The sequence below is a fragment of the Gordonibacter sp. RACS_AR68 genome, assembly GCF_030418485.1.
In the GTDB taxonomy this organism is placed as follows: domain Bacteria; phylum Actinomycetota; class Coriobacteriia; order Coriobacteriales; family Eggerthellaceae; genus Gordonibacter; species Gordonibacter urolithinfaciens.
In genome coordinates, this window is sequence record NZ_JAIPUP010000004.1 from 390,189 (window position 1) to 416,554 (window position 26,366).

Annotated in this window: 24 protein-coding genes and 1 rRNA gene; 4 read left to right on the forward strand and 21 right to left on the reverse strand. The window is 66.5% G+C overall.

Annotation, left to right across the window (positions count from 1 at the left end; all coding sequences use genetic code 11):
- Window positions 1–157: 157 nt before the first annotated feature.
- The 9 genes from K9U15_RS10880 to K9U15_RS10920 all read right to left on the reverse strand — a co-directional run bounded on the left by K9U15_RS10880 (window position 158) and on the right by K9U15_RS10920 (window position 12,317).
- Window positions 158–3,229: a mechanosensitive ion channel domain-containing protein gene (locus K9U15_RS10880; protein ID WP_301156093.1), complete on the reverse strand. Its 3,072-nt coding sequence runs from the start codon at window positions 3,227–3,229 to the stop codon at window positions 158–160.
- Between the two features lie 14 nt (window positions 3,230–3,243).
- A complete protein-coding gene (locus K9U15_RS10885; protein WP_096227101.1) occupies window positions 3,244–4,083 on the reverse strand; it encodes a transporter substrate-binding domain-containing protein in 840 nt (279 codons plus the stop codon).
- A 320-nt stretch (window positions 4,084–4,403) separates the two neighbouring features.
- Window positions 4,404–5,606: an NADP-dependent isocitrate dehydrogenase gene (locus K9U15_RS10890; protein WP_096227102.1), complete on the reverse strand. Its 1,203-nt coding sequence runs from the start codon at window positions 5,604–5,606 to the stop codon at window positions 4,404–4,406.
- A 142-nt stretch (window positions 5,607–5,748) separates the two neighbouring features.
- Window positions 5,749–6,606, reverse strand: coding sequence for an ATP-binding cassette domain-containing protein (locus tag K9U15_RS10895; protein WP_096227103.1), 858 nt, complete (start codon window positions 6,604–6,606; stop codon window positions 5,749–5,751).
- A 22-nt stretch (window positions 6,607–6,628) separates the two neighbouring features.
- Window positions 6,629–7,393, reverse strand: coding sequence for a hypothetical protein (locus K9U15_RS10900; protein WP_301156097.1), 765 nt, complete (start codon window positions 7,391–7,393; stop codon window positions 6,629–6,631).
- Window positions 7,394–7,404: 11 nt separating this feature from the next.
- Complete coding sequence (locus tag K9U15_RS10905; protein ID WP_096227105.1) at window positions 7,405–8,079, reverse strand: hypothetical protein; 675 nt, start codon at window positions 8,077–8,079, stop codon at window positions 7,405–7,407.
- Window positions 8,080–8,096: 17 nt separating this feature from the next.
- Window positions 8,097–8,900 carry a hypothetical protein gene (locus K9U15_RS10910; RefSeq protein ID WP_096227106.1) on the reverse strand — a complete coding sequence of 268 codons (804 nt, stop codon included), beginning with the start codon at window positions 8,898–8,900 and terminating at the stop codon, window positions 8,097–8,099.
- Window positions 8,897–9,457 carry an RNA polymerase sigma factor gene (locus tag K9U15_RS10915; RefSeq protein WP_096227107.1) on the reverse strand — a complete coding sequence of 187 codons (561 nt, stop codon included), beginning with the start codon at window positions 9,455–9,457 and terminating at the stop codon, window positions 8,897–8,899. Before K9U15_RS10915 ends, K9U15_RS10910 begins: the two co-directional genes overlap by 4 nt.
- Window positions 9,458–9,695: 238 nt before the next feature.
- The gene (locus K9U15_RS10920) at window positions 9,696–12,317 is read right to left on the reverse strand and encodes an RNA helicase (RefSeq protein ID WP_096227108.1); all 2,622 of its coding nucleotides are present in this window, start codon (window positions 12,315–12,317) and stop codon (window positions 9,696–9,698) included.
- Window positions 12,318–12,642: 325 nt separating this feature from the next.
- On the opposite strand from K9U15_RS10920, the gene K9U15_RS10925 reads away from it, so the two are divergent.
- On the forward strand, window positions 12,643–12,879 hold the full coding sequence (locus K9U15_RS10925) for a hypothetical protein (RefSeq protein ID WP_096227109.1): 237 nt from the start codon (window positions 12,643–12,645) through the stop codon (window positions 12,877–12,879).
- Window positions 12,876–13,514, forward strand: a complete 639-nt coding sequence (locus tag K9U15_RS10930; RefSeq protein ID WP_096227110.1) for a hypothetical protein — start codon at window positions 12,876–12,878, stop codon at window positions 13,512–13,514. Before K9U15_RS10925 ends, K9U15_RS10930 begins: the two co-directional genes overlap by 4 nt.
- 4 nt (window positions 13,515–13,518) lie before the next feature.
- Here K9U15_RS10930 and K9U15_RS10935 read toward each other — a convergent pair whose 3' ends face one another.
- Together K9U15_RS10935 and K9U15_RS10940 are read right to left on the reverse strand one after the other, a co-directional pair.
- Window positions 13,519–14,322 (reverse strand): rhomboid family intramembrane serine protease, encoded by an 804-nt coding sequence (locus K9U15_RS10935; protein WP_096227111.1) that lies wholly within the window; start codon window positions 14,320–14,322, stop codon window positions 13,519–13,521.
- A 171-nt stretch (window positions 14,323–14,493) separates the two neighbouring features.
- Window positions 14,494–14,883 (reverse strand): MGMT family protein, encoded by a 390-nt coding sequence (locus tag K9U15_RS10940; protein ID WP_227153696.1) that lies wholly within the window; start codon window positions 14,881–14,883, stop codon window positions 14,494–14,496.
- 128 nt (window positions 14,884–15,011) lie between these two features.
- Here K9U15_RS10940 and K9U15_RS10945 point away from each other — a divergent pair, with 128 nt between their 5' ends.
- Window positions 15,012–15,236, forward strand: coding sequence for a hypothetical protein (locus K9U15_RS10945; protein WP_123674194.1), 225 nt, complete (start codon window positions 15,012–15,014; stop codon window positions 15,234–15,236).
- On the opposite strand, the gene K9U15_RS10950 is transcribed toward K9U15_RS10945, so the two are convergent.
- Complete coding sequence (locus tag K9U15_RS10950) at window positions 15,233–16,192, reverse strand: iron-containing alcohol dehydrogenase (protein ID WP_301156100.1); 960 nt, start codon at window positions 16,190–16,192, stop codon at window positions 15,233–15,235. The genes K9U15_RS10945 and K9U15_RS10950 overlap by 4 nt on opposite strands.
- Window positions 16,193–16,642: 450 nt before the next feature.
- On the opposite strand from K9U15_RS10950, the gene K9U15_RS10955 reads away from it, so the two are divergent.
- Complete coding sequence (locus K9U15_RS10955) at window positions 16,643–17,068, forward strand: hypothetical protein (protein WP_096227114.1); 426 nt, start codon at window positions 16,643–16,645, stop codon at window positions 17,066–17,068.
- Window positions 17,069–17,101: 33 nt separating this feature from the next.
- Here K9U15_RS10955 and K9U15_RS10960 read toward each other — a convergent pair whose 3' ends face one another.
- The 9 genes from K9U15_RS10960 to rrf form a co-directional block, all read right to left on the reverse strand.
- A complete protein-coding gene (locus K9U15_RS10960; protein ID WP_123649852.1) occupies window positions 17,102–17,383 on the reverse strand; it encodes a hypothetical protein in 282 nt (93 codons plus the stop codon).
- 90 nt (window positions 17,384–17,473) lie between these two features.
- The gene (locus K9U15_RS10965; RefSeq protein WP_096227116.1) at window positions 17,474–17,674 is read right to left on the reverse strand and encodes a hypothetical protein; all 201 of its coding nucleotides are present in this window, start codon (window positions 17,672–17,674) and stop codon (window positions 17,474–17,476) included.
- Window positions 17,675–17,883: 209 nt separating this feature from the next.
- The gene (locus K9U15_RS10970) at window positions 17,884–18,825 is read right to left on the reverse strand and encodes a DUF4013 domain-containing protein (RefSeq protein WP_096227117.1); all 942 of its coding nucleotides are present in this window, start codon (window positions 18,823–18,825) and stop codon (window positions 17,884–17,886) included.
- A gap of 240 nt (window positions 18,826–19,065) precedes the next feature.
- A complete protein-coding gene (rplL, locus tag K9U15_RS10975; RefSeq protein WP_015540270.1) occupies window positions 19,066–19,443 on the reverse strand; it encodes a 50S ribosomal protein L7/L12 in 378 nt (125 codons plus the stop codon).
- 90 nt (window positions 19,444–19,533) lie between these two features.
- Window positions 19,534–20,055 (reverse strand): 50S ribosomal protein L10, encoded by a 522-nt coding sequence (gene rplJ / locus K9U15_RS10980; protein ID WP_096228576.1) that lies wholly within the window; start codon window positions 20,053–20,055, stop codon window positions 19,534–19,536.
- A 394-nt stretch (window positions 20,056–20,449) separates the two neighbouring features.
- A complete protein-coding gene (locus K9U15_RS10985) occupies window positions 20,450–22,384 on the reverse strand; it encodes a Tat pathway signal sequence (protein ID WP_301156103.1) in 1,935 nt (644 codons plus the stop codon).
- Window positions 22,385–22,485: 101 nt separating this feature from the next.
- Complete coding sequence (gene acnA / locus K9U15_RS10990) at window positions 22,486–25,164, reverse strand: aconitate hydratase AcnA (protein ID WP_301156104.1); 2,679 nt, start codon at window positions 25,162–25,164, stop codon at window positions 22,486–22,488.
- A gap of 294 nt (window positions 25,165–25,458) precedes the next feature.
- Window positions 25,459–26,067 (reverse strand): hypothetical protein, encoded by a 609-nt coding sequence (locus tag K9U15_RS10995; RefSeq protein WP_096228577.1) that lies wholly within the window; start codon window positions 26,065–26,067, stop codon window positions 25,459–25,461.
- 212 nt (window positions 26,068–26,279) lie between these two features.
- Window positions 26,280–26,366, reverse strand: a 5S ribosomal RNA gene (gene rrf / locus K9U15_RS11000); the annotation flags it as partial.

Sequence of the window (26,366 nt, forward strand, 5' to 3'; positions counted from 1 at the left end):
CGAACCGGACGGCCCGCACCGCGCGAAGCCGAAGCGCCGCGCGCATTCCATCTCGCCCGAACCCGACAGGACCCCGGCGTTCAATCCGCCTCCCGACGTATGGCGGGCCCCGGGGCGTGATGCCCCGGGGCCCGCCGCTCCCCCGCAAACGCGGGCGCTACCGCGTCTCGTCGTCCTCGTCGTTGCCCAGCTCCTTGGCGGCGGCCTTCTGCTGCTTGTTGAACTGGTCGGCGCTGCGCTTCTCGTACTCGGTGGCCTTCTTGAACACGGTGGGCTGGTTGATCACCACCTGTGGGAACGGGATGCTGATGTCGTGCTTGTCGAAGATCAGCTTCATCTCGCGGTTCAGGTCGCGCTCCAGCTGCAGGCGGTCGCTCTCGGCGCACTGCACCACGATGCGGATGGTCACGCTGTTGTCGCCCAGCTCCACCACGCCCTTGTAGAACGGGCCGTCGATGATGGCCGGCAGCCGCTTGCGGATGTTCGGCAGCTCCTTGGACAGGATGTTCTCCACGCGCTCAAGCGACTCGCCGTACTCGATGCCCACATCGCACGAGGCGTAGGACGTCTCCTTCGTCATGTTGACCACGTTGCTGATGTCGCTGTTGCGGATCACCTTGATGTTCTGCGAGCCGTCCTCCACCTTGGTGGTGCGCACGCCTATCTCCACCACGGTGCCGCGCCAGTCGCCCACCTTGATGATGTCGCCCACGCGGAACTCGCCCTCGAAGATGATGAACAGGCCGGAGAGGATATCGCTCACCAGCTCCTTCGCGCCGAAGCTGATGGCGATGGACAGGATGCCGGCCGAGGCCAAAAGCGTGGTGGTGTCCACGCCCACCAGCATGAGGCAGTAGTACACCATGCCGATGATGGTGGCGTACTTGATGAAGCTGCCCAGCAGGCGGCACACGGTCTCGCCGCGCGCGCCCAGCACAGTAGCCAGCAGGTTCAGCAGCTTCTGAACGAGCGTGACCACGGTCAGCGCCACGCACACGAACATGATGCACGCCGTGAGGGCGAACACGTTCACGCCGCGCTCCCAATTACCGCCCAGGATGTAAGAGAAGATCGAGCCCTGGCCGAAGATGCTCTCCTGGAACACCACAGCTGCGAACACGGCGATCACGAACACGCCCACGAGCCAGCGCACCACCGTAGCCGTCTTCTGCTCGGCCGTCTTCTCGCTCCACTTGAACGAGCGGGCAATCCAGCGGCTGGCTGCCGATTCGGTCTTGGCCGTGCGCCCGCTCGGCATCTTCACGTCGATCATGCGCGCGTCGGCCTCGACCGGCGCCTTGGCCACGGTCACGCTGCCCCTCGGTTCGAAGGCCAGCAGCAGAAATATCACCACGAGGCACACGAGGGCCACACCGCCCGTGGCCACGGTGAGCGGCACGCGCTCGGCCATGAGCTCGCCCTCGGTGCCGGCAACGTACAGGAAGTAGTTCTCCGCCTCGGCCGACGAGACGTAGTACGTCGTTCCCTCCACGGTGAGGTAATCGCAGTAGCCGTCCTTCAGCTGGCTCTCCGTCATGCCGTGCGCGAGCGCATCCTTGCCGACAAGTCGCTGGTCAGGGAAGTACGCGAACGTATGGTCATCCTTGCTCACGGCGAATGCGAACCCTTCGGAGCCCACCTTCACGCCGCCCAGCACGCTGTCGACGGTGACGGTCTCCAGCAGGTTCTCCAGGCGCGTCGCGCGAATGCCGATCTGCACGGCGCCGTCCACGGTGCCGGCCGCGTCGTGCAGCGGCACGCCGATGTACTGGCGCAGCTGCCCGGATATCTCGTCGGGCTGCGCTTCCTGCACCACCGAGTCCGCGCCCTGGAGCAGCTTGCGGAACTCGGAGGACTGGTCCTCGGGGTCCTCGCTCAGGGTAAAGTTCGCGTAGGAGGAGTTCGTTGCGGTCATCACGCCGTTCCCGTCGTACGTGAACACGTACTGGATCATGAGGACGTCCGCCAGCTTCTGCAGGTCGTCGCGGTTCTCGAGCGCCGGGTTCTGGTCCAGGATGTAGCCGGCCACGCGCGCCTTGCCCAGATAGCGCTCGTCATACTGGCTGATGAGTTCGTCCATGCGCGCTTGGGTACGCTGGGTGGTCTCCACCACCTCGGCGGCGCGCTCGTTGTTTGCCACGGATTGGGATGACAGGGCGAACAGCGTCTGCATGTAGAACGATACGCCCAGGATGGCCAGAAAGCCCACGAACGACAGCACGGCGGCCTTGCGCCCTATTACCTTGTTGTAGCGCAGCGGCCCGACGTGACGGTAGTCCTCGGGACTGCGCCCCTCGCGCTCGTCCTCGCGCATGACGAAGATGCCGTACATGATGACCACGGCCATGACCGCGAAGAATATGAAGAGGATCACGCCCACCGTGACGTTGCGGGTAGCGGCCATGTCGCTCTCGGGCACGGCGGCGATATAGTAGGTGTCGCCGATCTTGCTCACATGGCCGTACAGATTCTCGCCGGCAAGAACCATCCACGCGTACGCGCCGTCCTCGAGGTCGGCTACGTCGATGCCGCCATCGATGGCGTCGGTGCCCACAAGAAGGTCGTTCGGATGGTACTCAACCAAGCAATCCTGCGCCGACACGGCGAACATGAAGCCATGCTGGCCGATGGCGATGTTCTTGAGCACGCTTTTCGTTGAGCCCGTGTCCTCCACGAGCTGGCGCAGCTCGGCCGGGTCCTGCTCGACCACCACCATGGAACCATCGTCGATGCGGGCAGCGTAGTAGCGCTTGAGCCAGTTCTGCTCGGGCAGCTCCACCTCCACGGCCGCGGAGGGCTCGCCGTTATCGAACACGGTGCGCAACTGGTTGAAACGCGCGTAGGCGAAGTCCGCCGGGGTGTCCTGCGCCTTCGCGACGATAGCGCCGTCGCGCGACACCACGAGCACGTTGTCGACGCCTAAAAGGTCCTGGTACTCGACCATCTTCGCATCGGTCGCTGCGAAGCCGGCGTCGTTGTTCGCCATGAAAGCCACGCTCGCCGCCTTGGACTGGTATATCTCGTCGAAGGTGACGGTATTCTGCTCCACGCCTTCGTCCGCTGACGCCAACAGGCCCTCCAGCGCGTCGGATTCTTGCCGCATCTCGCTCGCGTAGCCGTCCAGCGACAGCTCGGTCTGCATCGTGGACAGCAGAACGCCCATGACCGCCATGCTCGCGGCTGCCACCAAAACGAGGACGGCGATCTTGACCTTGAGTTTTCTCGACATGCCCCATCGCCTCCCTAGTTCCACTTGTCCGTGAGCACCGCAATGGTGCCGTCGTCGAGCATGCCCTGGATGGCGTCGGAGACCGGCTTGCTCAACGCGGAGCCCTTCTGCGTGGCAACGCCGTATTCCTGCGTGTCGATGACGTAGTCGAGGATGCTGCGGTCAGCGTTCAGGTAGGTATGCGCAATGGCGCCGTCCATGCAGGCCGCATCGATGGATCCTTCTTCGAGCGCCCGGCTGAGGTCCTGGTAGGACGCCATCTGCACGAGGCGGAAGTTGTCGAACCGGGTCATCGAGTGGTCCTCGGTCTGCTCCAGCGCCTCGCCCGACGTGAAGCCCGACTCCGTCAGCTTCAGCGCCAGCTGCGGGGCGGTGTTCGTCCCCGCCATGGTGCCGAACGTGAGGCCCTTGAGGCCATCGATGCCCGACACGAGCGAACTGTTCTCCACCATCACAATGGAGGCGTCCGTGTAGTAGGACGGCGAGAAATCGAAGTTCTTCTCGCGCGACTCGGCGATGGAATAGCAGGCTACCATGCAGTCGACGTCGCCGTTTGACAGCATGTCCTTGCGGGTGTCGGGCGTCACGGTCACGAATTCCACGGTGCCGTAGCCCATGCGCGCGGCCATCTCCTCGGCGATGTCAATCTCCAAGCCGTAGTACTTGCCCGTTCCCTCGTTCAGGTAGCCGAAGCCCACCACGTCGCTGCGAACGCCCACGCGCAGCGCCTCGCCGTTCGCCGGGGTGCCCTTGGCGCCCTCGCCACTGCCGCATCCTGCCAGCCCTGCAAGCGCCCATACCAGCGCCAGGGCGACGAGTAGAAGCGTCGCGCCCCTCGTCCTCACCTTGCCCATGTGCTTCCTCCCATCGGATAAACCTCCGCCCGGCCCCGCATGCCTGTCACGCATCTGCGGGCCTGCCCCGAAACATGCGCTCGGCCGCGCAAAGGCGGCAAAGCGCATCAAAGCCGCGGCGGCGCGGCTCCAAGAAGGTAAGTATGCCAAACCGGAACTTGCGAACATGCGCGATTGCCGGTTCAAAATTTTTTTAAGGGGCTGGTCAGACGAGGGTATGTGCTTCTATGCCGACAACCTCGCATGCGGAAAACAGCGGCGCCCGGGAAGGATCCCGGGCGCCGAGGAACTTGGTGAGGGAGGGGCGCGCCGCCGCGCCTTTACGCCGCCAGGCGCTTCGCGATGGCGAGGATGAAGTCGCGGGTGGAGAGCTTCACCGGGTTCGGCAGCGTGGTGATGAGGGCCAGGTCGCCCGTCATCTCGCCAGCCTCGATGGTGTCGAGCGTGGCGTGCTCCAGGCGGTCGGCAAACGCCACGAGGTCGTCCAGGCCGTCCAGCTCGCCGCGCTTGCGCAGCGCCCCCGACCACGCGAAGATGGTGGCCACCGAGTTGGTGGACGTCTCCTCGCCCTTGAGGTGCTTGTAGTAGTGGCGCTGCACGGTGCCGTGCGCGGCCTCGTACTCGTAGTACCCCTGCGGGCTCACCAGCACCGACGTCATCATGGCGAGCGACCCGAACGCACTCGACACCATGTCGCTCATCACGTCGCCGTCGTAGTTCTTGCACGCCCAGATGAAGCCGCCGTCGGCCTTCATCACGCGCGCCACCGCGTCGTCGATGAGCGTGTAGAAGTACTCTATGCCGGCTTCCTCGAAGCGCGCGGCGTACTCGGCATCGTAGATCTCCTGGAAGATGTCCTTGAAACGGTGGTCGTACTTCTTCGAGATGGTGTCCTTCGTGGCGAACCAGATGCCCTGCTTCACGTCGAGGGCGTACTCGAAGCAGCTGCGTGCGAAGCTCTCGATGGACGCGTCGAGGTTGTGCATGCCCTGGGCGATGCCCGGGCCGTCGAACTCGTGGACGAGCTCGCGCGTCTCGGTGCCGTCGGCCGCAGTGTACACGAGCTCCACCGTGCCGGGACCGGGCACGCGCAGCTCCGTGTTCTTGTACACGTCGCCGTAGGCATGACGGGCGATGGTGATGGGCTTTGCCCAGTTGCGCACGCACGGCTCGATGCCCGCCACGGTGATGGGCGTGCGGAACACCGTGCCGTCGAGCAGGGCGCGGATGGTGCCGTTGGGGCTCTTCCACATCTGCTTCAGGTCGTACTCGTCCATGCGCGCGGCGTTCGGCGTGATGGTGGCGCACTTCACGGCCACGCCCAGGCGCTTGGTGGCCTCGGCGGAATCCACGGTCACCTGGTCATCGGTGGCGTTGCGGTGCTCGAGGCCCAGGTCGTAGTACTCGGTCTTGAGGTCGACGTGCGGGCAGATCAGCTCGTCCTTGATCATCTGCCAGATGATGCGCGTCATCTCGTCGCCGTCCATCTCCACCAGCGGCGTGGTCATCTGAATCTTCGCCATTGTCAGCCTTTCCCTCGTTGCGCGGCTCGCCCGCATCCCGTGTGTACTGCGCAATCATACCCCAGCCCAGGCCCGCGCAGGCGCATCGCGCGCAAAACCAACGACATCACCGGTTTTTGGAAATGAGCGCGAAACAAAGGGCTCATCGGGCAGCGAGCGCCATGTAACCGTCTTCAAGGGTGGGCTCAACGGGCGCCGATCCTGCGGGCGGCGCGTCGCTCACTATGCGGTAGCGCGTGCCCTGGGCCGTGGTCGCCGCATTCACCACGACGGCTCCCGCCGGTGGGGCCATGAGCGGCGGCGTGAGCCAGGTGCGTCCGTGCGCGCCGTCGATGAGGCCTGCGGTGGCACCGTCGTACTGCAGGCGTCCCCCGCGAAGCACGCACACGTAAGGGCAGGTCTGCGCCACGTCGTCGAGGATGTGTGTGGACAGCACCACCGTGCGCTCGCCGCCGAGCGTGGCCAGGAGCGTGCGGAAGCGCATGCGCTCCTCGGGGTCGAGGCCGGCCGTGGGCTCGTCCACCACGAGCAGGCGAGGGTCGCCCATGAGCGCCTGGGCGATGCCCACGCGCCGCCGCATGCCGCCCGAGAAGCCGCCGATCCGCCGCCGACGCACATCGGTCAGCCCCACGCGCTCGATGAGCTCGTCGGCCTGGCGGCGCCGCGCACGCCGGTCGTCCATGCCCTTGAGGACTCCCACGTAGTCGAGGAACTCGGGCGGCGTGAGGTTGGGATAGGGCTCGATGTCCTGCGGCAAGTAGCCGAGGGCCTTCTTGAGCGCGCGGCGGTTGCGCGGCTCGGACAGGTCGCGCCCGTCAACAAGCACGCGTCCGCGCGTGGGGCCCACGATGCCGCAGAGGATGCGCATGAGCGTGGTCTTGCCGGCGCCGTTGGGACCGATGAGCCCGATCATGCCGGAAGGCAGGTCGAGCGTGAGGCCGTCGAGGGCGCAGGGCTTCTTCGGGAAGTCCTTGCCCAGACAGTCGAGGGAGATGAACATGGGGGTTTCCTTTCTTGAGTGCTCAGCGGCGCCAGTAGGCTCGCCTGCGGGCGATGGCGCCGGCCGCCGCGATCAGCGCGACGGCGATGGCGAGCTCGAGGGCGAGCAGCACGACGGACTCGAGGGGCGTAGCAGCCGCGACGGTTGCGGCGGATTCAGGGGAATCGAGCAACGGCGTGCTGCCGAAGAATGCCTGCGCCACGGGATTGGCCGCGATATGGACCCGCAAGCCGCCTCCGGCAGTGGGAGTCGGCACGAACACGGTGAGGAAGAGCACCCCGATCCAGGCGACGATAGCCGCGATCCGCGCAAAGGCCCGCGGCAGGAACGAGCCGGCAAACGCCGAAAGCGACGCCGCGATGAGCGCGGACGGCAACACTATGCCGATCAGCAGGAAAGCCGCCTGGGGCATCGCCCACGCGTTGCCGTGCAGCATCTGGCCACCCGCGCAGAACAGCAGCACCCCTGCGGACGGCAGCGCCATCGCCGCAAGGGAACCCGCCACACGCGCCGCAACCAACTCGAACGAAAGCACGGGTGCGGACGCCTCGATCTCCGAGATGCCGAGTCGCTCCGCCTCGGCGGCCAGGTCGGTGAAGGCCGCCGCGTAGGCGATGGGAGGCAGCAGCGTGAGCATCTGCGCCGTCAAAGCGAGCGCGGTCGGATTGCCCGTCTCAAAAGAAAGCCCGGGGTTCACGGTGATCGTGATCGACAGCAACGCGAGCGCGAACGACACGATCCAAAGCGCCCGCTGCCGTGCGGCTAAGCGGAAATGCGTGCCCGCCAACGACAAGAACCTCATCGCGCACCTCCCAGCTTGCGCCACGCGTACTCGGACGCGCCAAGTGCGCGCCAGACGCAAGCGCAGAGCAAGCACAGCACGAGCAGCGGCAGCCCGCGCTGCAGCACGAGCTGCGGCACGTTCGGATCCCAAACGAGTGCGAAGAACAGCCAAACCGCCACGATGACGAGCGCGGCGCTGCGCGAAGAACCCGCGAGCGCCGCGGCCGCGTACGCCGCCAGCACCATAAGCGTCGCGCCGCCCACCGGCGTGATGGCTCCCGCCCACCCGATGTCGCGGTACACGAGGCCCAGCGCCTCGAGCGGCACGAACATCACGAGCGCGCCGACTGCTGCCGCCGCCAGCACAATGGCTCCGCGCAGCGTCTGCACCGCACGGAACTCCGCCGGCGTGGCCGCCTGCACCTCTACGAGCGGGTCGCCCGTGAACACGGCGACGGCGCAGACGCCCACCGCAAGGGGATACGCCTGCGTGAAGGCGAGCATCGCATGCGTAGCCGCCATCGCGCCCGCCGCGAGCACCCAGCATGCGCCGACGGCGGCGATGCACGCTCCAACGGCCACCGGCACGACGATGCCCACGGCCCGCACCCGCCGCGTCTGCGCAGCTGCGAGCGCGCGCAGCTGCGATCCGGTCAAGCGGCCGTTGCCGCTGCCATACCCTGCATCCATGCGAAGCCTCCTCAATCTCATGCCGCCTCCATGTGAGCGACCAGCGCCCTGCGCGCCGTGACCACCGCAACCGCAAGCAGGACGCATCCCGCCGCCGCCATCGCTCCAGGCCCGACGGCGCCTTGCAGCTGCGCGATCACCGAAAGTGCACCGCCGCCCGCCGCCACACGACCTACCGGTACCACGAGCGGCACGAGAACCGCGCCAACCACCGCGCCTGACCACGGCGCGTTCGACCACACCGCGACGAACGCCGAGGCGCCCGCGACAACGGCGAGGGGCACGAGCCACGAGGACACGAGCGCTCCGAGCTCAACCGGCGCGCCCCACCAAGCGAACGCCGCCGAGGCAGCGAGCCCGGCGAGCGCATCGACGCCCAGCACCACCGCCAGCCGCGCGAGCAGCACGGTCTGCGGCCCCAGCGGCATGGCCAACGCCAGCAGGCCGGCGGCATCGGTCGAGAGCGCGGCCGTCACGGTGAGCGCCGCACCCAACAGCAAAAGCGCCGAGAGCCACCAGACAGCCCCATCCCCATCCCAGCCTGCGTCGACGAAGCACGCCACACCCACCGCCAGCGCGGCCATGACGAGCGCCATCGGCAGCACCGCCCACGGCATCGCGCGCACCTGCGCAGCCGCCAAGCTCGCCGCCAGCCGCGCGCTTTTGCGCACCGACCAAGCCGGCGCCTCGAAGATCGACGGCTCGCCCTCGATGTGCGCCGCGATGCACGCGAACGGGGGCACGTCGGACGCGCACGCCCGTTCCTGCATCCTCATCGCCTCGCGCAACGCCGCGCGCGGCTCGGTTTCATCCGTGTTCATACTCGCCTCCCCAAGGTCTTCTGCAACAGGGCTCGCGCGCGGGACACGCGCGACTTCACCGTGCCCACCGGCACGTCGGTCACTTGGGCGATCTCCGCATAGGGAAGCTCGTGCAGCCAAGCGAGCCGCACCGTTTCAGCCAACGCCGGCTCGAGGGCGTCAAGCGCGGCCACGATCTCGTCGAGACCCGCTTGCGCAAGCAGCACCTCCAACGCATCGCCCGTCTCGTCGGCCAGCTGCTCCGTCCCGTCATCGAGCGCGCATTCGACGGGACGGGCGCGTCGCATACGCACGTACACCTGGCGTTTCGTGATGCCCAGCAGCCACGTGAGCACCCGGCTGTCGCCGCGAAACGCGCGGGCCGAGCGCCAGCAGCCCAGCCACGCGTCGGCGGCCGCCTCTTCGGCAAGCTGGCGATCCGGGCAGCGCGCCAAGGCGAACGCGAGCACGGCCGGCGCGTAGCATCGGTACAATTCCTCGAGCGCGCCTTCATCGCCGCGCGCCATGCGCGCAAGCGCGGCGCGTGCCCGCCCATCGTCCGCTTCGCACTCCTCCATGTCACCGCCCCTCATTCCCGTCGTCGCGTTCAACCCCTTAGTAGCGCCGAAGAAGCGCGAGGTTCACGGGTTCCCGATTTTTTCGCAACCGCACCGTCCGCCTCAAAAATCGCCCTCAAATGCAGCTGGCCCGGAGCGCATGCTCCGGGCCCGTCGATTCTGTCTGCCGGAATGGCCTCGCACGGTCGCGGGCGCAGCCGTGCCGACACGGCCGCGTCTCAACCAAGCGCGTCGGAGCCTACTCCCCCAGCTCCTCCGCAAACCCCACGCGGTAGTTCTTGAACACGGCCTCGCCTTCCTCCTGGGTGGCGTCCAGATCCACGTCGGCCGCGATGGCGAAGTCGTGGTCGCCCTCCGGGTCGCTGAATATCTGGCGCACGTGCCATACGCGCTCCGCCTTCTCGTTCGCCTCGTCGATCGCCAGGTAGGCCGCCGAACGGGCGTCGGCGTCGATGGCAATGGCCTCGTGCGCCTCGAAGTACGCGTCGAGCGCGCGCTGCCAGCGCGGCTCGCCGCAGCCCCACTCCTGGTCGAGCTTCCCCAGCTCCGCCGTGCGGCCCTGCGCCGCCAGCCGCACGCGCTGGAAGAGCGCGTTGCGCACGAGCACGGTGAGGCCTCGGCGGTCGCGCACCACGGCGTCGGCAGCCGAGGGCGGCGCGGCCTCGAACATCGAGCCCGCGCTCTCCCATTCGTCCACCAGGCTCGAGTCCACCGAGCGCACCACGAAGCCGAGCCATGCGATGATGTCCTCCAGCCGCTCGTCGCGTTTGTCGGCAGGAATCGTGCGATCGAGCACGCGGTAGGCGTCGGCCAGGTAGCGCAGAAGCGTGCCCTCCGAGCGCGCGATGCCGTAGCGCTGCACGTAGCCCTTGAAGTCCGCCGCACCCTCCAGCATGTCGCGCAGCACCGACTTCGGCGCCAGCGCGAAGTCGCGCGCCCACGGCACCTCGGCGCAGTAGCGCTCGAACGCCGCCTCCAGCAGGTCCTCCAGCGGCCGCGGGTACGTGACGTCGGCAAGCTTCTCCAGGCGCTCCTCGTACTCCACGCCGTCGGCCTTCATGTCGGCCATGGCCTTGTCGCGCGCCGCGCGCTCCTGGGCGCGCAGCACCTGCCGAGGGTCCTCCAGCGTGGCCTCCGCCATCGATATGACATCGAACGCATAGGTCTCGCTCTCGGGGTCCAGAAGCTCCAGCGCCGCCAGCAAAAACGGCGATAGCGGCTGGTCGAGCGCGAAGTCCTCCGGCAAGTCCACCGTGGTCACGTACTCCACGGCGCCGTCCTCGCCCTCCACCTGCTCGATCACGTCTGCGTTGGCGAGCGTGTCGAATATCTCGTCGGCGCGCACCGAGAGCGCCGCCTTCTCCTCGTCGGTCTGGGCCGAGTCGGCGATGAGCTTCCGCACGCGAGCGTACGCGTCGCCGCCCTGCACCACCTCGGACAGCACCATGGAATGCGTGATCTTCATGCGTGGCTTCAGCGTCTCGGGCACGGCGGCTATCAAGCGCTCGAAGGTTTGCTTGTTCCACGTGACGAACCCCTCGGGCGGCTGCCTCTTCTTTATCTTGCGCAGCTTCTTCGGGTCGTCGCCCGCCTTCGCCACCAGCTTCGCGTTCTCTATGTCGTGCTCGGGCGCCTCGGCAATCACCATGCCCTCGGTGTCGAAGCCCGAACGCCCGGCACGGCCCACGATCTGGTGGAACTCGCGGGCGCGCAGCCGGCGCATCTTATGGCCGTCGAACTTCGTGAGCGCCGTGAGCACCACGGTGTGGATGGGCACGTTGATGCCCACGCCCAGCGTGTCCGTGCCGCAGATAACCGGCAGGAGCCCCTGCTGGGCCAGTTTCTCCACCAGCAGGCGGTAGCGCGGGAGCATGCCCGCATGGTGCACGCCCACGCCGCTGGCCAGCAGGCGCTTGAGCGTCTTGCCGAACGCCGTGGTGAAGCGCGTCCCCTTGACCGCTTCCTTCACCTGCTCGCGCTGCTCCTTGGTGGCCACGCCGTAGCTGGACAGCGCCTGCGCGGTGGCGAGCGCCGCATCCTGCGAGAAATGCACCAGGTACAGCGGCGCCTCCCCCTTGCGCAGCGCCAGCTCCACCGTGCCCTCAAGAGGCATCTCCACGTACTCGTATTCCAGCGGCACCGGGCGCGGCGCGTCGGCCACCACGTCCACGTCCGTGCCCGTGCGCTCCTTGAGGGACGCCGCGATGGCGCTCACGTCGCCCAGCGTGGCGCTCATGAGCAGGAACTGGGCCTTCGGCAGCGTGAGCAGCGGCACCTGCCATGCCCAGCCGCGGTCGGCGTCGCCGTAGAAGTGGAACTCGTCCATGGCCACGCAGCCCACGTCGGCCCCCTCGCCCTCGCGCAGCGCCTGGTTGGCCAGGATCTCCGCCGTGCAGCAGATAACGGGCGCCTCCGCGTTGATGTGCGCGTCGCCGGTGATCATGCCCACGTTCTCGCGCCCGAGGATGTCCACCAGGTCGAAGAACTTCTCGCTCACGAGCGCCTTGATGGGTGCCGTGTAGTATGCACGGCGGCCGGTGGCCAGCGCCATGAAGTGCAGGCCGAGCGCCACGAGCGACTTGCCCGAGCCCGTGGGCGTGCCCAGTATCACGTGGTCGCCCACCATGAGATCCATCAGGGCCTCCTCCTGGTGGGGCCACAGCTCGATGCCGCGCGCCGCCACCCAGCCAAGGAACCGGTCGAGCGCCTCGTCGGCCGTGAGCCACGGCTCCGGCTCACCCTCGCCCTCCTCCGGCTCCCACCACGTGGGCGCCAGCCGCCCGAGCGACCCGTGCGCAAAGGCCTCGCTCTCGACGGATTCGTCACGCGCCGCCGTTCCGTCTGCCGCTTGTTCTGTCATGAGGAAGCCTCCGCAATGGTTCGATCGTCTCGTCGACTGCGTATTCTACCCGGACTTCCCGCCAAGAGCCTTGTACGGCGGCAAAAGAACATGCGTCGGCCCGCATAAGGCAGGCAACAGGCGCACGCGAGCTGGCTGCGTTTCGCGAAAAAGGCGCCTCCGAGTCACCGTTTTGGCTGCTCTGAAGTTATCAGATGATGCCGAAGCCGGTTTTGCGCGCCCTAGCGAATATTCCGGCAGCGTTTTCCCTGCCAGCTTTGGCCGACCTCTCCTGACCGAGGTGCATTAAGCTTCAGGGCGGCCAAAACGGTGACTTGGAAGGCCCATGAAGGCGAAACATCGTCCATCGTGCGATGGGCGCGCCTTCCACTTTCTCCCGCCCGCGCTACGCATGCTGCTATACTTCTACTCCACAGACATCGCCGAGTTCGCAGCGAACAAGTTTGCCGACCGCAGCTCGCTGGCGTCGCACGGCATCATGGCCAACGTTCAAGTCTCCACTGCCAATGTGATGAAGGACTCGGCTGTCAAGGGATGCGCTGAATCGAGGGAGGTCCAATGAGCGAACAGGATACGGCAAGCTGCGCACAGGCGAAGACCGCGGCTCTGCGCGTTCTTCGCGCGCCCGAGCTCTCTGGCAAGGTGTTCTTGGAAGGCGGGCTCATGCCGTGGGTGCTCGGCGGCGGAGATTCGGGCCGCAAGCACGGCGACGTCGATTTCTCGGTGCGCCTCGCGGACATGCCCGTCGTGCGCACGTGGCTCGAAAGCGCGGGACACTACGACCCCGACCTCGACTCGCGCCGTTTGGCTTGCAATGCCGCAGGCGAGGACTTCGGCATGCATGCGCGCATCGACGGCGTGCTCGCAAGCTTCGCGCCCTTCTTCCTGCGCGACGGCTTGCTTATACAACGCAACGCCCAGCACCGGGCCTTTGCCGGCTACGACGCGCTGCTCGAGGCGACGATCGAAGGGCTTGCGGAGGAGGACTTCGTGGAGATGCGCAAGCTGCCCGACGGCACGCGCGCCGGCGTGTCTACCGTGGAGGCCTGCCGCGCGGCGAAGATGGCGAGCGACCGGCCCAAGGATCTCGCCGACATCGCCGAGCTCGACCGCCTTGGCTGGGACGAGGTGCGCATGGAGCGCGTAGCCGGCGCGTTCGCCACGATGGGGGTGCGCTGTCCCGCTCACGAGAAGTAGTGCGCTACCCCAGCCCCAGCGCGCCCGCAACGACCCATGCCATCGCCGCGATCCACAGCACCGCCACCACCACGCGCACGCCGTTCGGGACGCGCAGGTTCTTCGCCGGGATCATGAGCATGGCAATGAGCCCGCCCAGCGCCCCGCCCAAGTGCCCGCTCACGGATATGCCCGGCACCAGGAACGTGTACACCACGTTGATGCCGATGATGGCGAGCATGCTCTTGCTGTACTGGGCGAACACATGCCGATTGCCCTTGTGCAGCACGCCGAGAAGAGCCACGGCCACGAACAGCGCGAACACGCTCGTCGATGCGCCCGCGCTCACCGTGGGCATCCCGCCCGCCAGCACGTCGGCCATATACGACACGGCATTGCCCGTAATGCCGCCCACGAAGTAGAGCGCGAGGAAGTTGCCGCGCCCCAGCACCCGCTCCAGCACCTCGCCCACGCTGAACAGCGCCACCATGTTGAAGCCCAGGTGCATGAGGTCCATGTGCAGGAACATGGGCGTTACGAACCGGAACAGCTCGCCCGCCTGAACGAGCGGCGCGTACATGGCGCCCATGTCCACGAGCACGCGCGTGGGGATGTCGAGCGAGACCCCCATGCGCGCCCCGGCCAGCAGCGATATGGCCGCCTCGGCCGCGAACACGATCACATTGAGCGCGATGAGCACGAGCGTCACCAGGCGGAACCGGTTGCGCTCGAAGAACCCGGGCGTGTTCGCGTTCATCATGCGCTTCAACTGCTCGTCGTCGATGACGGGCCGCGCAGGCGCGTCGGGGTCGTTCACCTTGTAAGGCACGGAAGGCTCCTTGCTGATTCGTTCTGCCGAAAGTCCGAACCAGCATACCATCACCGTCCGTGTGAAGGGAGGCCCGCGGGCCTCCCTTCACGTACTCGCCAGCACCCAGGGCGCGCCGCCGTGCGTGCCGCGCCTGCCGTGCCAGCAGCCTTCCCGTACCGGGACCCGCCGCTATCCCAGCGGCAGCGCCAGCTGCTCGGGCCCACCCGGCTCATCGCAGGGCGGCCAGCGATGCCGTGCCATATCGATGGTCTCGTCGTCCACGAACGCCACGCCCTCGTCTTCCAGCAGCTGCCGCTGCACGCGCTGGCCGCCGAACGCGTAGGTGGGCGCAAGGGTTCCCTTGGCGTTCACTATGCGGTGGCACGGCAGGTTCCACCCGCTCTGCACGCGGCTCATGGCCAGGCCCACCTCGCGCGACGCCTTGGGATACCCCGCCAGCTCGGCGATTGTCCCGTACGTGCACACCGAGCCCGCCGGCACGCGCCGCACCTGCGCGTACACGCGCTCGAAGAACTCCTCGTCCATCTCGATCATCCCCGAGCCCTTCGCCTGGCCCATCGCGCACCCCCCTCACCTTCCGTCCACCTCATCATAGCAGCGGAAAACGTCCCGCGAAACGCCCAAACTCCGGAAAGCGCGCCTGCTCGGCAATCGTGGATGCCAGCCCGATCGTATGGAATGGCCCAATGCGCCCGTTGCTCGTGCTCGGCCAGGCACGGCTCGCAATCGGCCTCGCGCTCGATGCCTTGGCCGCGTTCTGCACCTGGATCATTCAACCGCCCAGCCAGGAGGTGCTGGCGAAGCTGCCGCCGCGCGCCATGAGCGTGCTCGCGGCGGCGTCGGGCTCGTCATGCCCTGCACCGCCAGGTTCGCCCAAACGCCCAACCGGGCATCGCCGAGCCGCTCTCTAAAGGCTCGCCCGCAGCACCTCCACCACCTCGTCGCGCGAGAGCGGGTGGTAGCCGCCCTCCATGGGCAGCACGGCCTCGGCGATGCCGTCGAGCATGCCCTCGTCCACGCCGAGCTCCGACAGGCGCATCACGCAGCCGATCTCGCGCGCCCACGCCTCGAGCGCGGCAATGCCGGCCTCGGCAAGCTCCTCGTCCGCGCGCCCATCGCCCTCCACGCCCCACACCGTGCTGGCGAACCGCGCGAACTTCGGCAGGCCATACGGCGCGATCAGGCGATAGTACGCGGGCGACACCGCCGAGAGCGTCATGCCGTGCGTGGCGTCGGTGTAGGCGCCCACGGCCTGGCCGATCATGTGCACCTCCCAATCGGTGGACTTGCCCATGGCCACGAGCGTATTGAGCGCCCAGGTGGCCGCCCACATGATGTTGCTGCGCGCCTCGTAGTCGCGCAGGTCGGCAACGGCCGCGCGCGAGCTGGCAACAAGCGAGCGCATGAGGCCCTCCATCAGGTAGTCGGACACGTTGTCGTCCTCGCCCGAGAAGTACTGCTCCATCACGTGCGACATGACGTCGAAGACGCCGGCCACCATCTGGCGCTTCGGCACCGTGAACGTGAGCTCCGGGTTCAGGATGGCGAACTTGGGATACGCCTCGGGGCCGAACACGTGCCCGATCTTGAGCTTCTGCCCACGGTTGGTGATGACCGCGCCGCCGTTCATCTCGCTGCCCGTGCCCGCCATGGTGAGCACGCAGCCCACGGGGACGACGTCGCATTCCACTTCCTCGAAGCGCAGGTAGTAGCGCTCCCACGGATCCTCGTCGCAGTGCACCGAAACGCTCACGGCCTTCGCGTAGTCCGCCACCGAGCCGCCGCCCACGGCCAAGATGAAGTCGACGCCTTTCTCGCGCGCCCTGTCGCGACCCTCCAGCAGCCTCTCCGCCGTGGGGTTCGGCATGACGCCGCTCGTCCACCACGGTCTTGCCGCACTCCTTCAGCAGCGCCACCACCTGGTCGTACAGACCCGTCTCCTTGATGGAGCCGCCACCGTAGGCCAGCTGGACCACGGGGCCGAACGCAGGCAGCTCGTCACGCAGCCGCTCGAGGGCGTCGGGTCCGAAATGCAGGCGGGTGGGGTTGTCGTAGGTGAAGTTTCCGAGCATGGCTCTCTCCTTGGTCCGTGAGGTTCTTCTTGGACCATCATGCACCTTGGAGCTCACTCTAAGTCAAGAAGCATCTTCCGGATTGTCGGAAAACCGTGACTGCACCACCTTCCGTGCCGCCGGAAGAGGCAGCCCGCGTAACGGATGGAAGGCGCACGGTTCACACCGCGCAGCCGCCCGCTGCACCATTTTTCACTGCGGCTATCGTATCGGGCTATGCGCAAGGCAACCGGAAAGGAGCAACTATGATCGCAAGGGACGACAACACCGCCGCGCGCCCCACCGCCCTGGGGCGCGGGCTCGACACCCTCATGGGCGAACGCGACGTACAAGGGGGCACCGAAAAGAAAAGCGCCCGCGGAACCGACAACGGACGTGCGCAAGACGCCGGTGATACCGACCGCACGCGGGAGACCGACCAGGCAGAAGCCTCTTCGAGCGTCGGCCATTCGGACGGTGCCGGGTTCAGGCAGCAAGATGGCGAACCCAGCCCCTCGCATCCATCCCCGCACGGGAACAATTCGCAGAACGCGCGCCCGCAGGCAAGCGGCATCGCCGTCGTCAGCGGGCTCATCGCCGGAGGCGCGGCAGGCGCCGTGGCCATCGCCGCGTTCGCCCTCCTCGGCGTGAGGGCGGTGCTGTCGATGCAGCGCCGCAACCGCCTGTTCTAAGCTTGTCGGGCCGACCGGCCCGCCGCATCAGTGTCAACCGGTCAGGCCGTACCTCTGCGCCAGCTGGGCCGCCTTCACGCGGGCGCCCTTCTCGTTGAGGGCCCAGCGCTCGAACAGCACCGCGTTCCCGCTCGTGAACACGTCGTAGATGCCCTCGAATGCCATCTCGGCGCACGTGAAGGCGCCCTCGATGGACGTGAAGTACGTTGCCGCGTCTTCATTGAAGGCACCGTCTTCGAACTCCAGGACGTGCGCCTGCTTCCCATGGCCGGCCAGGGGTACGAGCATGGTGCCACCGGAGAGCACAACGGGCATCCCGCGGCCGCCGAACGGCACGCGCGCCGACGCGCGCACCGGGTCGAACCGCCCGACCCACTGCTTGCCGTCCAGTTTCGCCCAAGCGGCTCAAGCGCGCGTGAAACGCAGGTCGTCGTCGCGGTAGAGCGCCTCGAAGAACTCGCGGTACGTCGACGCACCGTCCAAGTGCCCTCGAAACTCGGGCCGTACCCCGCCCCCAAGGGAAACGAGCGAGAGCACGCGAGCGCATCCCCGGCGCTGCCGCTCGCCCAAACCGTCGATCTGCTCCTTCAATTCCCCGTACTCCATAGCTGCCCCTTTCCCCCGAATACGCGCAGCGCGCCCCTAGGCGGCGTGCGCCTCGCGCACCAGTATAGCGCCCGAACGCACGTGCGGCAGCCCTTCCGAAGAAGAACCCCCTCCGACCGGCAGGTCGAAGGGGGTTCGGCAAGCCCGTTCCCGAGCCGCGGCAAGCGGACGGCCTACCCTCGGGCCTAAGAGGCCGGGTGGTTCGGACCTCAGCGCATCGGCGGCTGCTGGTACGGCGGCTGTCCGCCCCCGCCGGACCCGCCCGCAGCACCTGCCAGCTCGAACGGCATCGGATCGTCCTGCCCGCGCCACGCCGGCACGTTGAACTGCTGCGTCCAGTAGCCCAGCGCCCGCGTGATCATCGCCGTGAAGAACACGGCCACCACCATGGACGCGAATCCCGCCAGCAGCGAGAGCGCGATCGCCACGCCGCCAACCCCGAACACCATGCCGACGATAGCCGCATCGAAACGGCTGGAGTTGATGTTCAGGTTGCCGCCCGTGACCGCGAACCCTATGGCCATGCACAGGAATACCACCACCACGATGAGGATGGTCACCACCACGGTCGTCGCAATGGCCATCAGCACGGCCATGCCCAGGATGCGCAGCATCCCGGCGAAGTCATGGCGCAGCATGCTCCAGATCTTGCCGAACTGGAATCCGGCCGAAAGCCGGCCGTAGATGCTCATGCGCATGGAGCCCACCCAGGTGAAGAACGCCGTGAACAGGTACGCCGCAATGGACAGGGCGAAGAACACCATGCCGACAAGGCCTGAGGCAAGGCCCAGCGGAAACGACAGGAACCCGGAATGATAGCCCCAGCCCGACCATATCCCGAAGGAGCCTCCGGTCAGGATAGACCCCACCAATTCCACCGCCCAGGGAATGAGCGAGCACACGAAGCTTATAACGAGCACGAAGAACCCGCGACTGTACAGCCGCCCGTCCTCGTTGCCGAACACATGGGCGGGCAGCGGCGCATGCACGCCCCACGCGATGTCGCGCGCCCAGCCGTACAGGTAGCCCGCCACCACGATCCACCCGAAGATGGGAACAAGGCTCACCAGGCCCAGCACCAGCAGCTTGCCGAACCAGCCGGGCGAATTCTTTATATCATGCCAAGCAGCATTGAAGTAACCGGCCTGCATAGCGCCCCTCCTATCCTCATCAGCTGCGCTAATGCGCAGTCTGTCAGTTAGCGCGTTCTACTATAAACGCGCGCGCCCTAAGCGCGTGCGAACCGTTGCCATTCCGTCAGTAAGGCGAAACCATCTTAAGCGCGACGACCCGCCGCACGTAACGCGCATCCCGCCAGACAGTAAGAGACCCCCAGGTCTGGGGGTCTCTCTTCAAGCAGTCTCGATGGCCGTCAGGCCGCCGGAACCAATTTACTTGAGGGTGACGGCCGCGCCGGCTTCCTCGAGCTTGGCCTTGATCTCCTCGGCCTTGTCCTTGGCAACGCCCTCCTGGATCGGCTTCGGGGCGCCCTCGACCAGCTCCTTGGCCTCCTTCAGGCCCAGGCTCGTGATCTCGCGGACAACCTTGATGACGGCGATCTTGTTGTCGCCGAAGCCCTCGAGCACGACGTCGAAGTCGGTCTTCTCCTCGGCAGCAGCGCCACCCTCGGCAGGAGCGGCAGCAGCCACGGCCACGGGGGCGGCGGCGGAAACGCCAAACGTCTCCTCGATGTCCTTCACCAGTTCAGAAGCCTCGAGCAGGGACATCTCCTTGAGGGCCTCGATGATCTCTTCACGCGTAACAGCCATGTTCGTTTCCTTTCAAAGCGGCCGGGTCCTTCCCGACCGGTGTGTTTTGCCTATCGTCAGGCAGCGCTCGCCGCGCCGCCTACGCTGCGGTTAAGCAGCTTCCTTCTGGTCGGCCACAGCCTTCGTGACCTGCGCCAGACCACTCGGCACGCCGTTGAGCGCCACGGCAAGGCCGCGGGCAACACCGGAGATAGCGCCGGCGATCTGAGCCAGGAGCTCTTCGCGGGACGGGAGAGAAGCGATAGCCTCCACCTGTGCGGCGGAAACCTGCTCGCCTTCCATCAAGCCACCCTTGATCTCCAGGTTCTGGTTCGTCTTCGCGAACGTCTTCACGGCCTTTGCGGCAGCAGCCACATCGTCACCGGCGAACACGAACGCGCTCGGACCCTCCAGGATATCGTCGAGCGTGGGCAGGCCGGCCTCGTCCAGGGCAATGTGCATCAGGGTGTTCTTGTACACCTTCATGCTGGCACCGGATTCGCGGATGGCCACGCGCAACGCCTGGATGTCCTTCACCGTCAGGCCGCAGTAGTCCACGACCCACACAGCGGAAACGCCGTCGAGATCCTCCTTGATCTTGGAAAGCGTCTCTTGGTTCTTCACGTTGGGCATGTAGTACACCTCCTTTTCCTCGAACTCGGGTTCCGCTCCCTCGTCTGGGATCGTCGCCTAAGAAAAAGGAACGACCCCCGCCGTCTCATGACAGCAGGGGTCGTCTAAGCGCGAAACTTATACAACCACCTCGGCGGGCCGCATCCCTGCGATTAAACCTCTCGGTACCAGCTGTCTTGGGCAGCGGAACTAGCTATACGTCGTGCTCCCGAAGAAGCAACCGTTATATTCTGCCATCATTCCGCCATTTGTCAACCCAAAACACGGAAAAGCCCGCCCTCTGGCGCGCTCACCGAGCACCGTGCTCCCCAGGCCATCGATCGCCTTCCCGCTCGAAAACCACGGGAACCCCCGATCGCGGGGGTTCCCGAGCAAGCATTCTGCCGTCGAAACGCTACGCCGCGTCGCCCTTCGCGTCGGCGGTGGCATCGGCCTCCTTCTCCGCCTCCTTCGCAGCATCGGCCCCGTTACCGGTCTTCGCGCCGTCGGCGCCGACAATCTCCTCCACAGGGTTCGTCGGCTCCGCCTCCACGTAGGTGAACGTGATGGCGTCCCCTTCCTTGTACCCCACGATCTCTATCAGCCCGGGAAGCGCGAAGTCGTAGATGGCGCTGCCGTCGTCCAGCTTCACATAGAAGTGCGAGTTACCCTCCACCACCGCCTGGGCGATGTGGGCAATCGTGCCCTGCTTCTCAACCGCGCCCGTGTCCACGCCCGACTCGGCCAGCACGCCGTTCGTGGCGAGCAGGGCCTGGTAGGCCTTCTGGCACTCGGCCACCGTGTTGCCCACGGCCACGTTCTGGTAGCGCTGGATGTCCAGCATGGCGAACTGCTTGACGAGTCCCGCGTTGTCCTTCAGCGCCATGAAGTACGTCGGCTGGCCCGACACGTTGATGAGCAGCGGGAACGTGGCCTGGTAACGCAGGTTCTGCACCTGGCCCTCGGCCGACTGCATGGCCGACTCCTCGGTGGCGCCGGCCACCGGGTAGAAGTGCGACTCGGCCGTGCGCTGGTTGATCAGCACGAAGCCTACGATAGAGTTGTCGGCCGTGGCCGAGGTCACGCCCGTGTACACCCATACGTCATCGTCCTTGGCAATGTAGTTGTAGCCCAGGTTGCCATCGGTGCCCGGCGTGGTCTGCACCACGTTCTTCTGCCCGAACACGGAGTTCAGCCAGCCGTCCTTGTACTTGCCGGACCAGTTGTACTGCTCCAGCAGCAGATCGGTCGGGTAGGCGTGGTCGACCCACTGCGGCACGTCCCCGATGGCCAGGTCCTGCGTCTCGCCTGTCGTGGCGTCCACCATGACCACGCGCTCGATGGTCGTGCCGCCGAACAGGCCGATGGTACGCGACTGCACCGGGCAGATCCACCAGGGATGCCCCTCGTCGTCGATCTCGAACGACTTCTGGTCGAACATGTAGAACGGGTAGCTCAGCTGCACGTGGCGGTCGATGTTGCGCACGAGCGGCTCGGACTCGGAGTAATGGATGGGATTGTCTTCAAGGCGCACGATCTCCGCATCCTGCGTCGTCATGTTCACCAGCGCGTAGGCGGGGATGCCGGCCTCGCGGTTCGTGAACCATTTGAACAGGTCCGCGTACCCCAGCGGACTCACGCGTACCGGCGAGCTCTGGTAGTTGATCTGGCTGTACAGCGGCGATATCTCGAACTGGCTCACGTACTCGGGGATGGAGCCCATCTCGCGGTTGCCCAGCAGCACGGCCGAGTCGCGGTCGATAACGGGAATCTCCGAATAGTTCACCTCCTTGATATCCTGCGCGAAGTTGTCCTCCGTCGTCTGCAGCACCGTGGCGTACTTCTCGGCGTTGCCGGGGAAGATGGAGAGCGACATCACGGCACCCAAGACACCCAGCACGGCCACGGCCACCGGCACGTAGCTCGCGAACTTGAACGCCTTCGCCTTGCCCGGGTTCGCCTCGACCTTCGCGGTGCCCTCCTTGTAGCTGTGCGAGCGGCTCCAGAACACCAGGAACAGCGGCAGCAGGATGAACACGGCCACGAACATCCAGGTGTCCGTCGAATGGATGTTGATGGGCGGATGGAACCACCAGTAGGCAGCCAAACCCACGAGAACGATCACGATGGCGGCGATGATGAGGGCCTTCTTGCCCCACGCAGCCATACGGTCCGCGAACGGGACCTCAACGTGAACGTGCGGCGGCTGCGAGCCTCCGCCGCCTCCCCTGCCGGCGCGACCCGCACCGTCCGAAGGGGCCTCAGCGTCGGCGTCGAAGCGCCCGTCCACGTTGACCCCTGATTGCCTGAGCGCTTCAAGCAGCGCATCGATTCCGGATGTCTGTTTCACGGCATCCCTTTCCGTATCCCTCGATTGCTAGAATTAACACTCCATTATACGGCAAAGCGCCCGCTTGCTCATCGCAACCGGGCGCCACCGTTACCTCGTCTTTACAATAGGCTTCGCAGCACGTAGGGCAGGATGCCGCCATGCTCGTAGTAGGCGCCCTCTGTGGGCGTGTCCACGCGCACGGTCGCCTTGAACGTCGCCGTCGAGCCGTCCGCCCGCTCGGCCGTCACCTCCACCTCGCGCGGCTCGGGCAGCCCCGCCGAGAAGTCGATCGGCGCCACCGTGTAGCACTCGGAGCCGTCGAGCCCCAGGCTCTCGGCGCTCTCGCCTTCCGGGAACTGCAACGGCAGGATGCCCATGCCGATGAGGTTCGACCGGTGGATGCGCTCGAAGCTCTCGGCGAACGCCGCGCGGATGCCCAGGAGCGCCGGGCCCTTCGCCGCCCAGTCGCGCGACGATCCGCTGCCGTACATCTTGCCGGCCACCACCACGAGCGGCACGCCTGCAGCCTCGTAATCCATGACCGCATCGAACAGCGGGCGCACCTCGTCTGCCAGGAAGTCGCGCGTCCAGCCGCCCTTTTTTCCCTCGGCCAGCTTGTTCTGCAGCTTCACGTTCGCGAACGTGCCGCGCATCATCACCTCGTGGTTGCCGCGCCGGGCACCATACGTGTTGAAGTCTGCCGGGACCACCCCATGCTCCTCGAGGTAGTGCGCTGCTGGCGAGTCCGCCGCGATCGAGCCTGCCGGCGAGATATGATCGGTGGTGATGAAGTCGCCGAGCCGTGCGAGCGCCCGGGCGCCCACGATGGGCTCGGGAGCCGATGGCTCGCGCCGCATGCCGTCGAAGTAAGGGGCGCGGCGCACGTAGGTAGACGCATCCTCCCAAGCAAAGGTGTCGCTCGGCTCGCTGCCGAGCGCCTGCCAAGCCGCGTCACCGTCGTACAGCCCGCGCGCGCCGTCCTCGTACAGCGCGCGGTTCACGCAATCTGCCACCAACGCGTCGATCTCCTCGTCGCTCGGCCAGATGTCGGCCAGTCGCACCGGCGTGCCGTCCTCACGGCACCCCAGCGCGTCATGCGCCAGATCAACGTCCATCGTGCCCGCCAGCGCATAGGCAACGACCATGGCCGGGGCGGCCAGGTAGTTCTGCGACACGTCGGGCGAGATGCGCCCCTCGAAGTTGCGATTGCCGGAAAGCACGCTCGTCAGCTCGATGTCGTCGGCCACGTCGTGCAGCGCTGGCAAGATAGGCCCCGAGTTGCCGATGCAGCTCATGCATCCGAATCCGCAGGTGCAGAAGCCCAGCGCCCGCAGGCCCTCAATGAGCCCGGCGCGCTCGAGGAGAAGCTCGGTGGCTTTGCTGCCCGGGGCGAGGATCGTCTTCACCCACGGCTTGGGCGCAAGCCCCGCCTCGGCGGCCTTCTTGGCCACCAGGCCGCACGCCAGCATCATGCGCGGATCGGTGGCCGTCGTGCAGCTGGTCACGGCCGCTATGGCAAGCGCACCATGCGTGAGCGCGTGGACCTCGCCCGCCAGCTCCAGCTCCACGGTTTTGCCGCGGTCGAGCTCGCGCTCATCGCACACGGCGCGGAAACGCTCCTGCACGCCTTCCAGCGGAATGCGATCGTGCGGCCTCGAAGGACCGGCGAGCGAGCGGCCGACAGAGCTCAGGTCCAGCTCGATCACCTCGGCGTACCTACGTGCCGGTGCGTCCGGCTCGTTCCAGAATCCCTGCGCTTTCGCATACGCCTCCACAAGCGCCACCTGCTCCTCGCTACGCCCGGTCAGGCGCAGGTACGCCAGCGTTGCATCGTCCACGGGGAACAGCGTGCAGGTGCTGCCGTACTCCGGCGTCATGTTCGAGATGCACGTGCGCTGCGTGGCGTTCAGGCTGGCAAGACCCGGCCCGAAGCACTCCACGAACGAGCCCACCACGCCTTTCTCGCGCAGCATCTGGGCGAACGTCAGCGCCACGTCCATGGCCGCCACGCCCTCGGCGAGCTCTCCCGTCAGGCGCACGCCCACCACGCGCGGCACGAGCGTCGTGATGGGCTGGCCGAGCGCCGCAGCCTCGGCCTCGATGCCGCCCACGCCCCAACCGAGCACGCCGATGCCGTTCGCCGTGGGCGTATGGCTGTCGGTTCCCACGAGCGTGTCGAAGTACGCCACCGGGCGCTCGCCGTCCGCGCGCGCCACCCCCGCGTCATCCGACGTCATGACTACGTGCGCGAACTGCTCGATGTTCAGCTGATGGCAGATGCCCGCCCCCGGTGGAACGATGCGCACGTTGTCGAAGCTCTGCTGCGACCATTTCAGGAAGTCGTAGCGTTCCTTGTTGCGCGCGAACTCCAGCTCCATGTTCTGCTCCAGCGCGCCCGCACAGCCGGCCGCGTCCGCGATGACCGAGTGGTCGATCACCAAATCGCAGGGGATCTGCGGGTTGATCTTCGCCGGATCGCCCCCCAGCTCGGCGCACGCCTCGCGCATGACCGCGAAGTCCACGAACACCGGCACGCCCGTGAAGTCCTGGAACAGCACGCGCGCCGGCGAGAACTCCACTTCGCTTCCCACCTCGCCCGCATTGCCTGCCGCCACGATGCGCCCGGCCAGCTCCTCGGCTTCCTCCGGGCTCTCGGCGTTGCGCAGGGCGTTCTCCAGCAGCACCGTCAGAGCATAGGGAAGCGTCTCCGACCCAGGAATGCCCGCCACCGGATAATAGGTGTAGGTTGTGCCGCCCGCTTCGAGCGTGTCGGCAAAACGGCTGGTCTCGTCAGTCATGCATGACTCCAATCCGCCGCCCCAGGGCGGCCCTCGCGCGCGAAGGCCGGCTCCCGCCCGTCCCGTCGCGCCTCCCTCTCTTACTCGCCCGCCAAAGACGGCGTCATATGCCTTCTGCGCCATGAGCTTATCACACTGCGCATGGCACCGATAATCTCCGCGCCACTGCCAGCCCTTGGATGGGTGGCGCAGTACACCGCGCCCTGCTTTCCTGATGTCACCCCTTACATGGGGAACGGAGAAGACGCGGAAAGCGGCGGTTGAGAACCGCTAGAAGATAAGGAAAGATAAAGGCTAGCCAGCCTGCACGTTCTCGACGATCTGCTGAGCACGGCGCTTGAGAGCCCCCTTGCCGTTCTCCGCGTCGAACTTCATACGATCCCGCAACTCTTCCTTCACCTGCAAAGCAAGCTTGCCGGCCGAGAAGTCAACCACCGCCACGAGCATGTCTTGGAACTCCAGGTCGCCATGCCAGCATTGTATGGCCTCGTCGACAAGCGGCCAGACTTTCTCGGAACGGTTCTCCGTCGTGGCGCCCAGCTTGCATAGGAAGCGCATCGCGGCAAGGCGCACCGGGCCGCTCTCCTCGTCGAACAACGCAGCCTCGGCACCCGGCACGGCCTTGTCGCACGTGCGCGAGTCGCAATCCACCAATGCGGTAAGGATATCAAGGCATTCCCAGCGCGTTTGCGCTTCGGGACGGTTAAGCGCATCGACGAACGCCGATCCATGGGGAACGAGCATTTCGGGCGCCTCTTTGGCGACGATGGCAAGAGCCGATGCGGCGTTCTGACGGGCGCGTCGCGATCCTCCCGACAGAGCCTCCGTCAATTCGCCGAGCTTGGCCTCGTCGCGTATCGCGGATGCGGCCACCTTCGCTGCCTCTTGCGCCTTGTCGCTCACCAGACGTTCCTCCATCCTCGTTATCAAAAGCACGCAAACACCATGCCTAGCGTTCCATTATACCCTCGCCCCGGCGAACCCCGCCTCCCCCGCGCAGAATAAACACGACCCGGAACGCGAACAAGCCCCCGCCCCCTAGAGGACCCCCCAACGCAAACAGGCCCCCGGGCCGTCATCCGGTCCGGGGGCCTGCAGAAAGAAAGCATCCTCCGCGAGCGCGACGCCCTATCCTCCCACGGACTGGCTCCGCAGTACTTTCGGCGATGGCGGGCTTAACTTCCGAGTTCGGAATGGGATCG

Coding starts and splice junctions, on each gene's coding strand:
- acnA (WP_301156104.1), bottom strand. CDS start 25,164: ATGACTGACGAGACCAGCCGTTTTGCCGACACGCTCGAAGCGGGCGGC.
- K9U15_RS10915 (WP_096227107.1), bottom strand. CDS start 9,457: ATGGAGGAGTGCGAAGCGGACGATGGGCGGGCACGCGCCGCGCTTGCG.
- K9U15_RS10940 (WP_227153696.1), bottom strand. CDS start 14,883: ATGGGCCAGGCGAAGGGCTCGGGGATGATCGAGATGGACGAGGAGTTC.
- K9U15_RS10920 (WP_096227108.1), bottom strand. CDS start 12,317: ATGACAGAACAAGCGGCAGACGGAACGGCGGCGCGTGACGAATCCGTC.
- K9U15_RS10890 (WP_096227102.1), bottom strand. CDS start 5,606: ATGGCGAAGATTCAGATGACCACGCCGCTGGTGGAGATGGACGGCGAC.
- K9U15_RS10895 (WP_096227103.1), bottom strand. CDS start 6,606: ATGTTCATCTCCCTCGACTGTCTGGGCAAGGACTTCCCGAAGAAGCCC.
- K9U15_RS10970 (WP_096227117.1), bottom strand. CDS start 18,825: ATGCAGGCCGGTTACTTCAATGCTGCTTGGCATGATATAAAGAATTCG.
- K9U15_RS10965 (WP_096227116.1), bottom strand. CDS start 17,674: ATGGAGTACGGGGAATTGAAGGAGCAGATCGACGGTTTGGGCGAGCGG.
- K9U15_RS10880 (WP_301156093.1), bottom strand. CDS start 3,229: ATGTCGAGAAAACTCAAGGTCAAGATCGCCGTCCTCGTTTTGGTGGCA.
- K9U15_RS10925 (WP_096227109.1), top strand. CDS start 12,643: ATGAAGGCGAAACATCGTCCATCGTGCGATGGGCGCGCCTTCCACTTT.
- K9U15_RS10885 (WP_096227101.1), bottom strand. CDS start 4,083: ATGGGCAAGGTGAGGACGAGGGGCGCGACGCTTCTACTCGTCGCCCTG.
- K9U15_RS10930 (WP_096227110.1), top strand. CDS start 12,876: ATGAGCGAACAGGATACGGCAAGCTGCGCACAGGCGAAGACCGCGGCT.
- K9U15_RS10910 (WP_096227106.1), bottom strand. CDS start 8,900: ATGAACACGGATGAAACCGAGCCGCGCGCGGCGTTGCGCGAGGCGATG.
- K9U15_RS10950 (WP_301156100.1), bottom strand. CDS start 16,192: ATGCCGAACCCCACGGCGGAGAGGCTGCTGGAGGGTCGCGACAGGGCG.
- rplL (WP_015540270.1), bottom strand. CDS start 19,443: ATGGCTGTTACGCGTGAAGAGATCATCGAGGCCCTCAAGGAGATGTCC.
- K9U15_RS10960 (WP_123649852.1), bottom strand. CDS start 17,383: ATGCCCGTTGTGCTCTCCGGTGGCACCATGCTCGTACCCCTGGCCGGC.
- K9U15_RS10905 (WP_096227105.1), bottom strand. CDS start 8,079: ATGGATGCAGGGTATGGCAGCGGCAACGGCCGCTTGACCGGATCGCAG.
- rplJ (WP_096228576.1), bottom strand. CDS start 20,055: ATGCCCAACGTGAAGAACCAAGAGACGCTTTCCAAGATCAAGGAGGAT.
- K9U15_RS10945 (WP_123674194.1), top strand. CDS start 15,012: ATGCGCCCGTTGCTCGTGCTCGGCCAGGCACGGCTCGCAATCGGCCTC.
- K9U15_RS10955 (WP_096227114.1), top strand. CDS start 16,643: ATGATCGCAAGGGACGACAACACCGCCGCGCGCCCCACCGCCCTGGGG.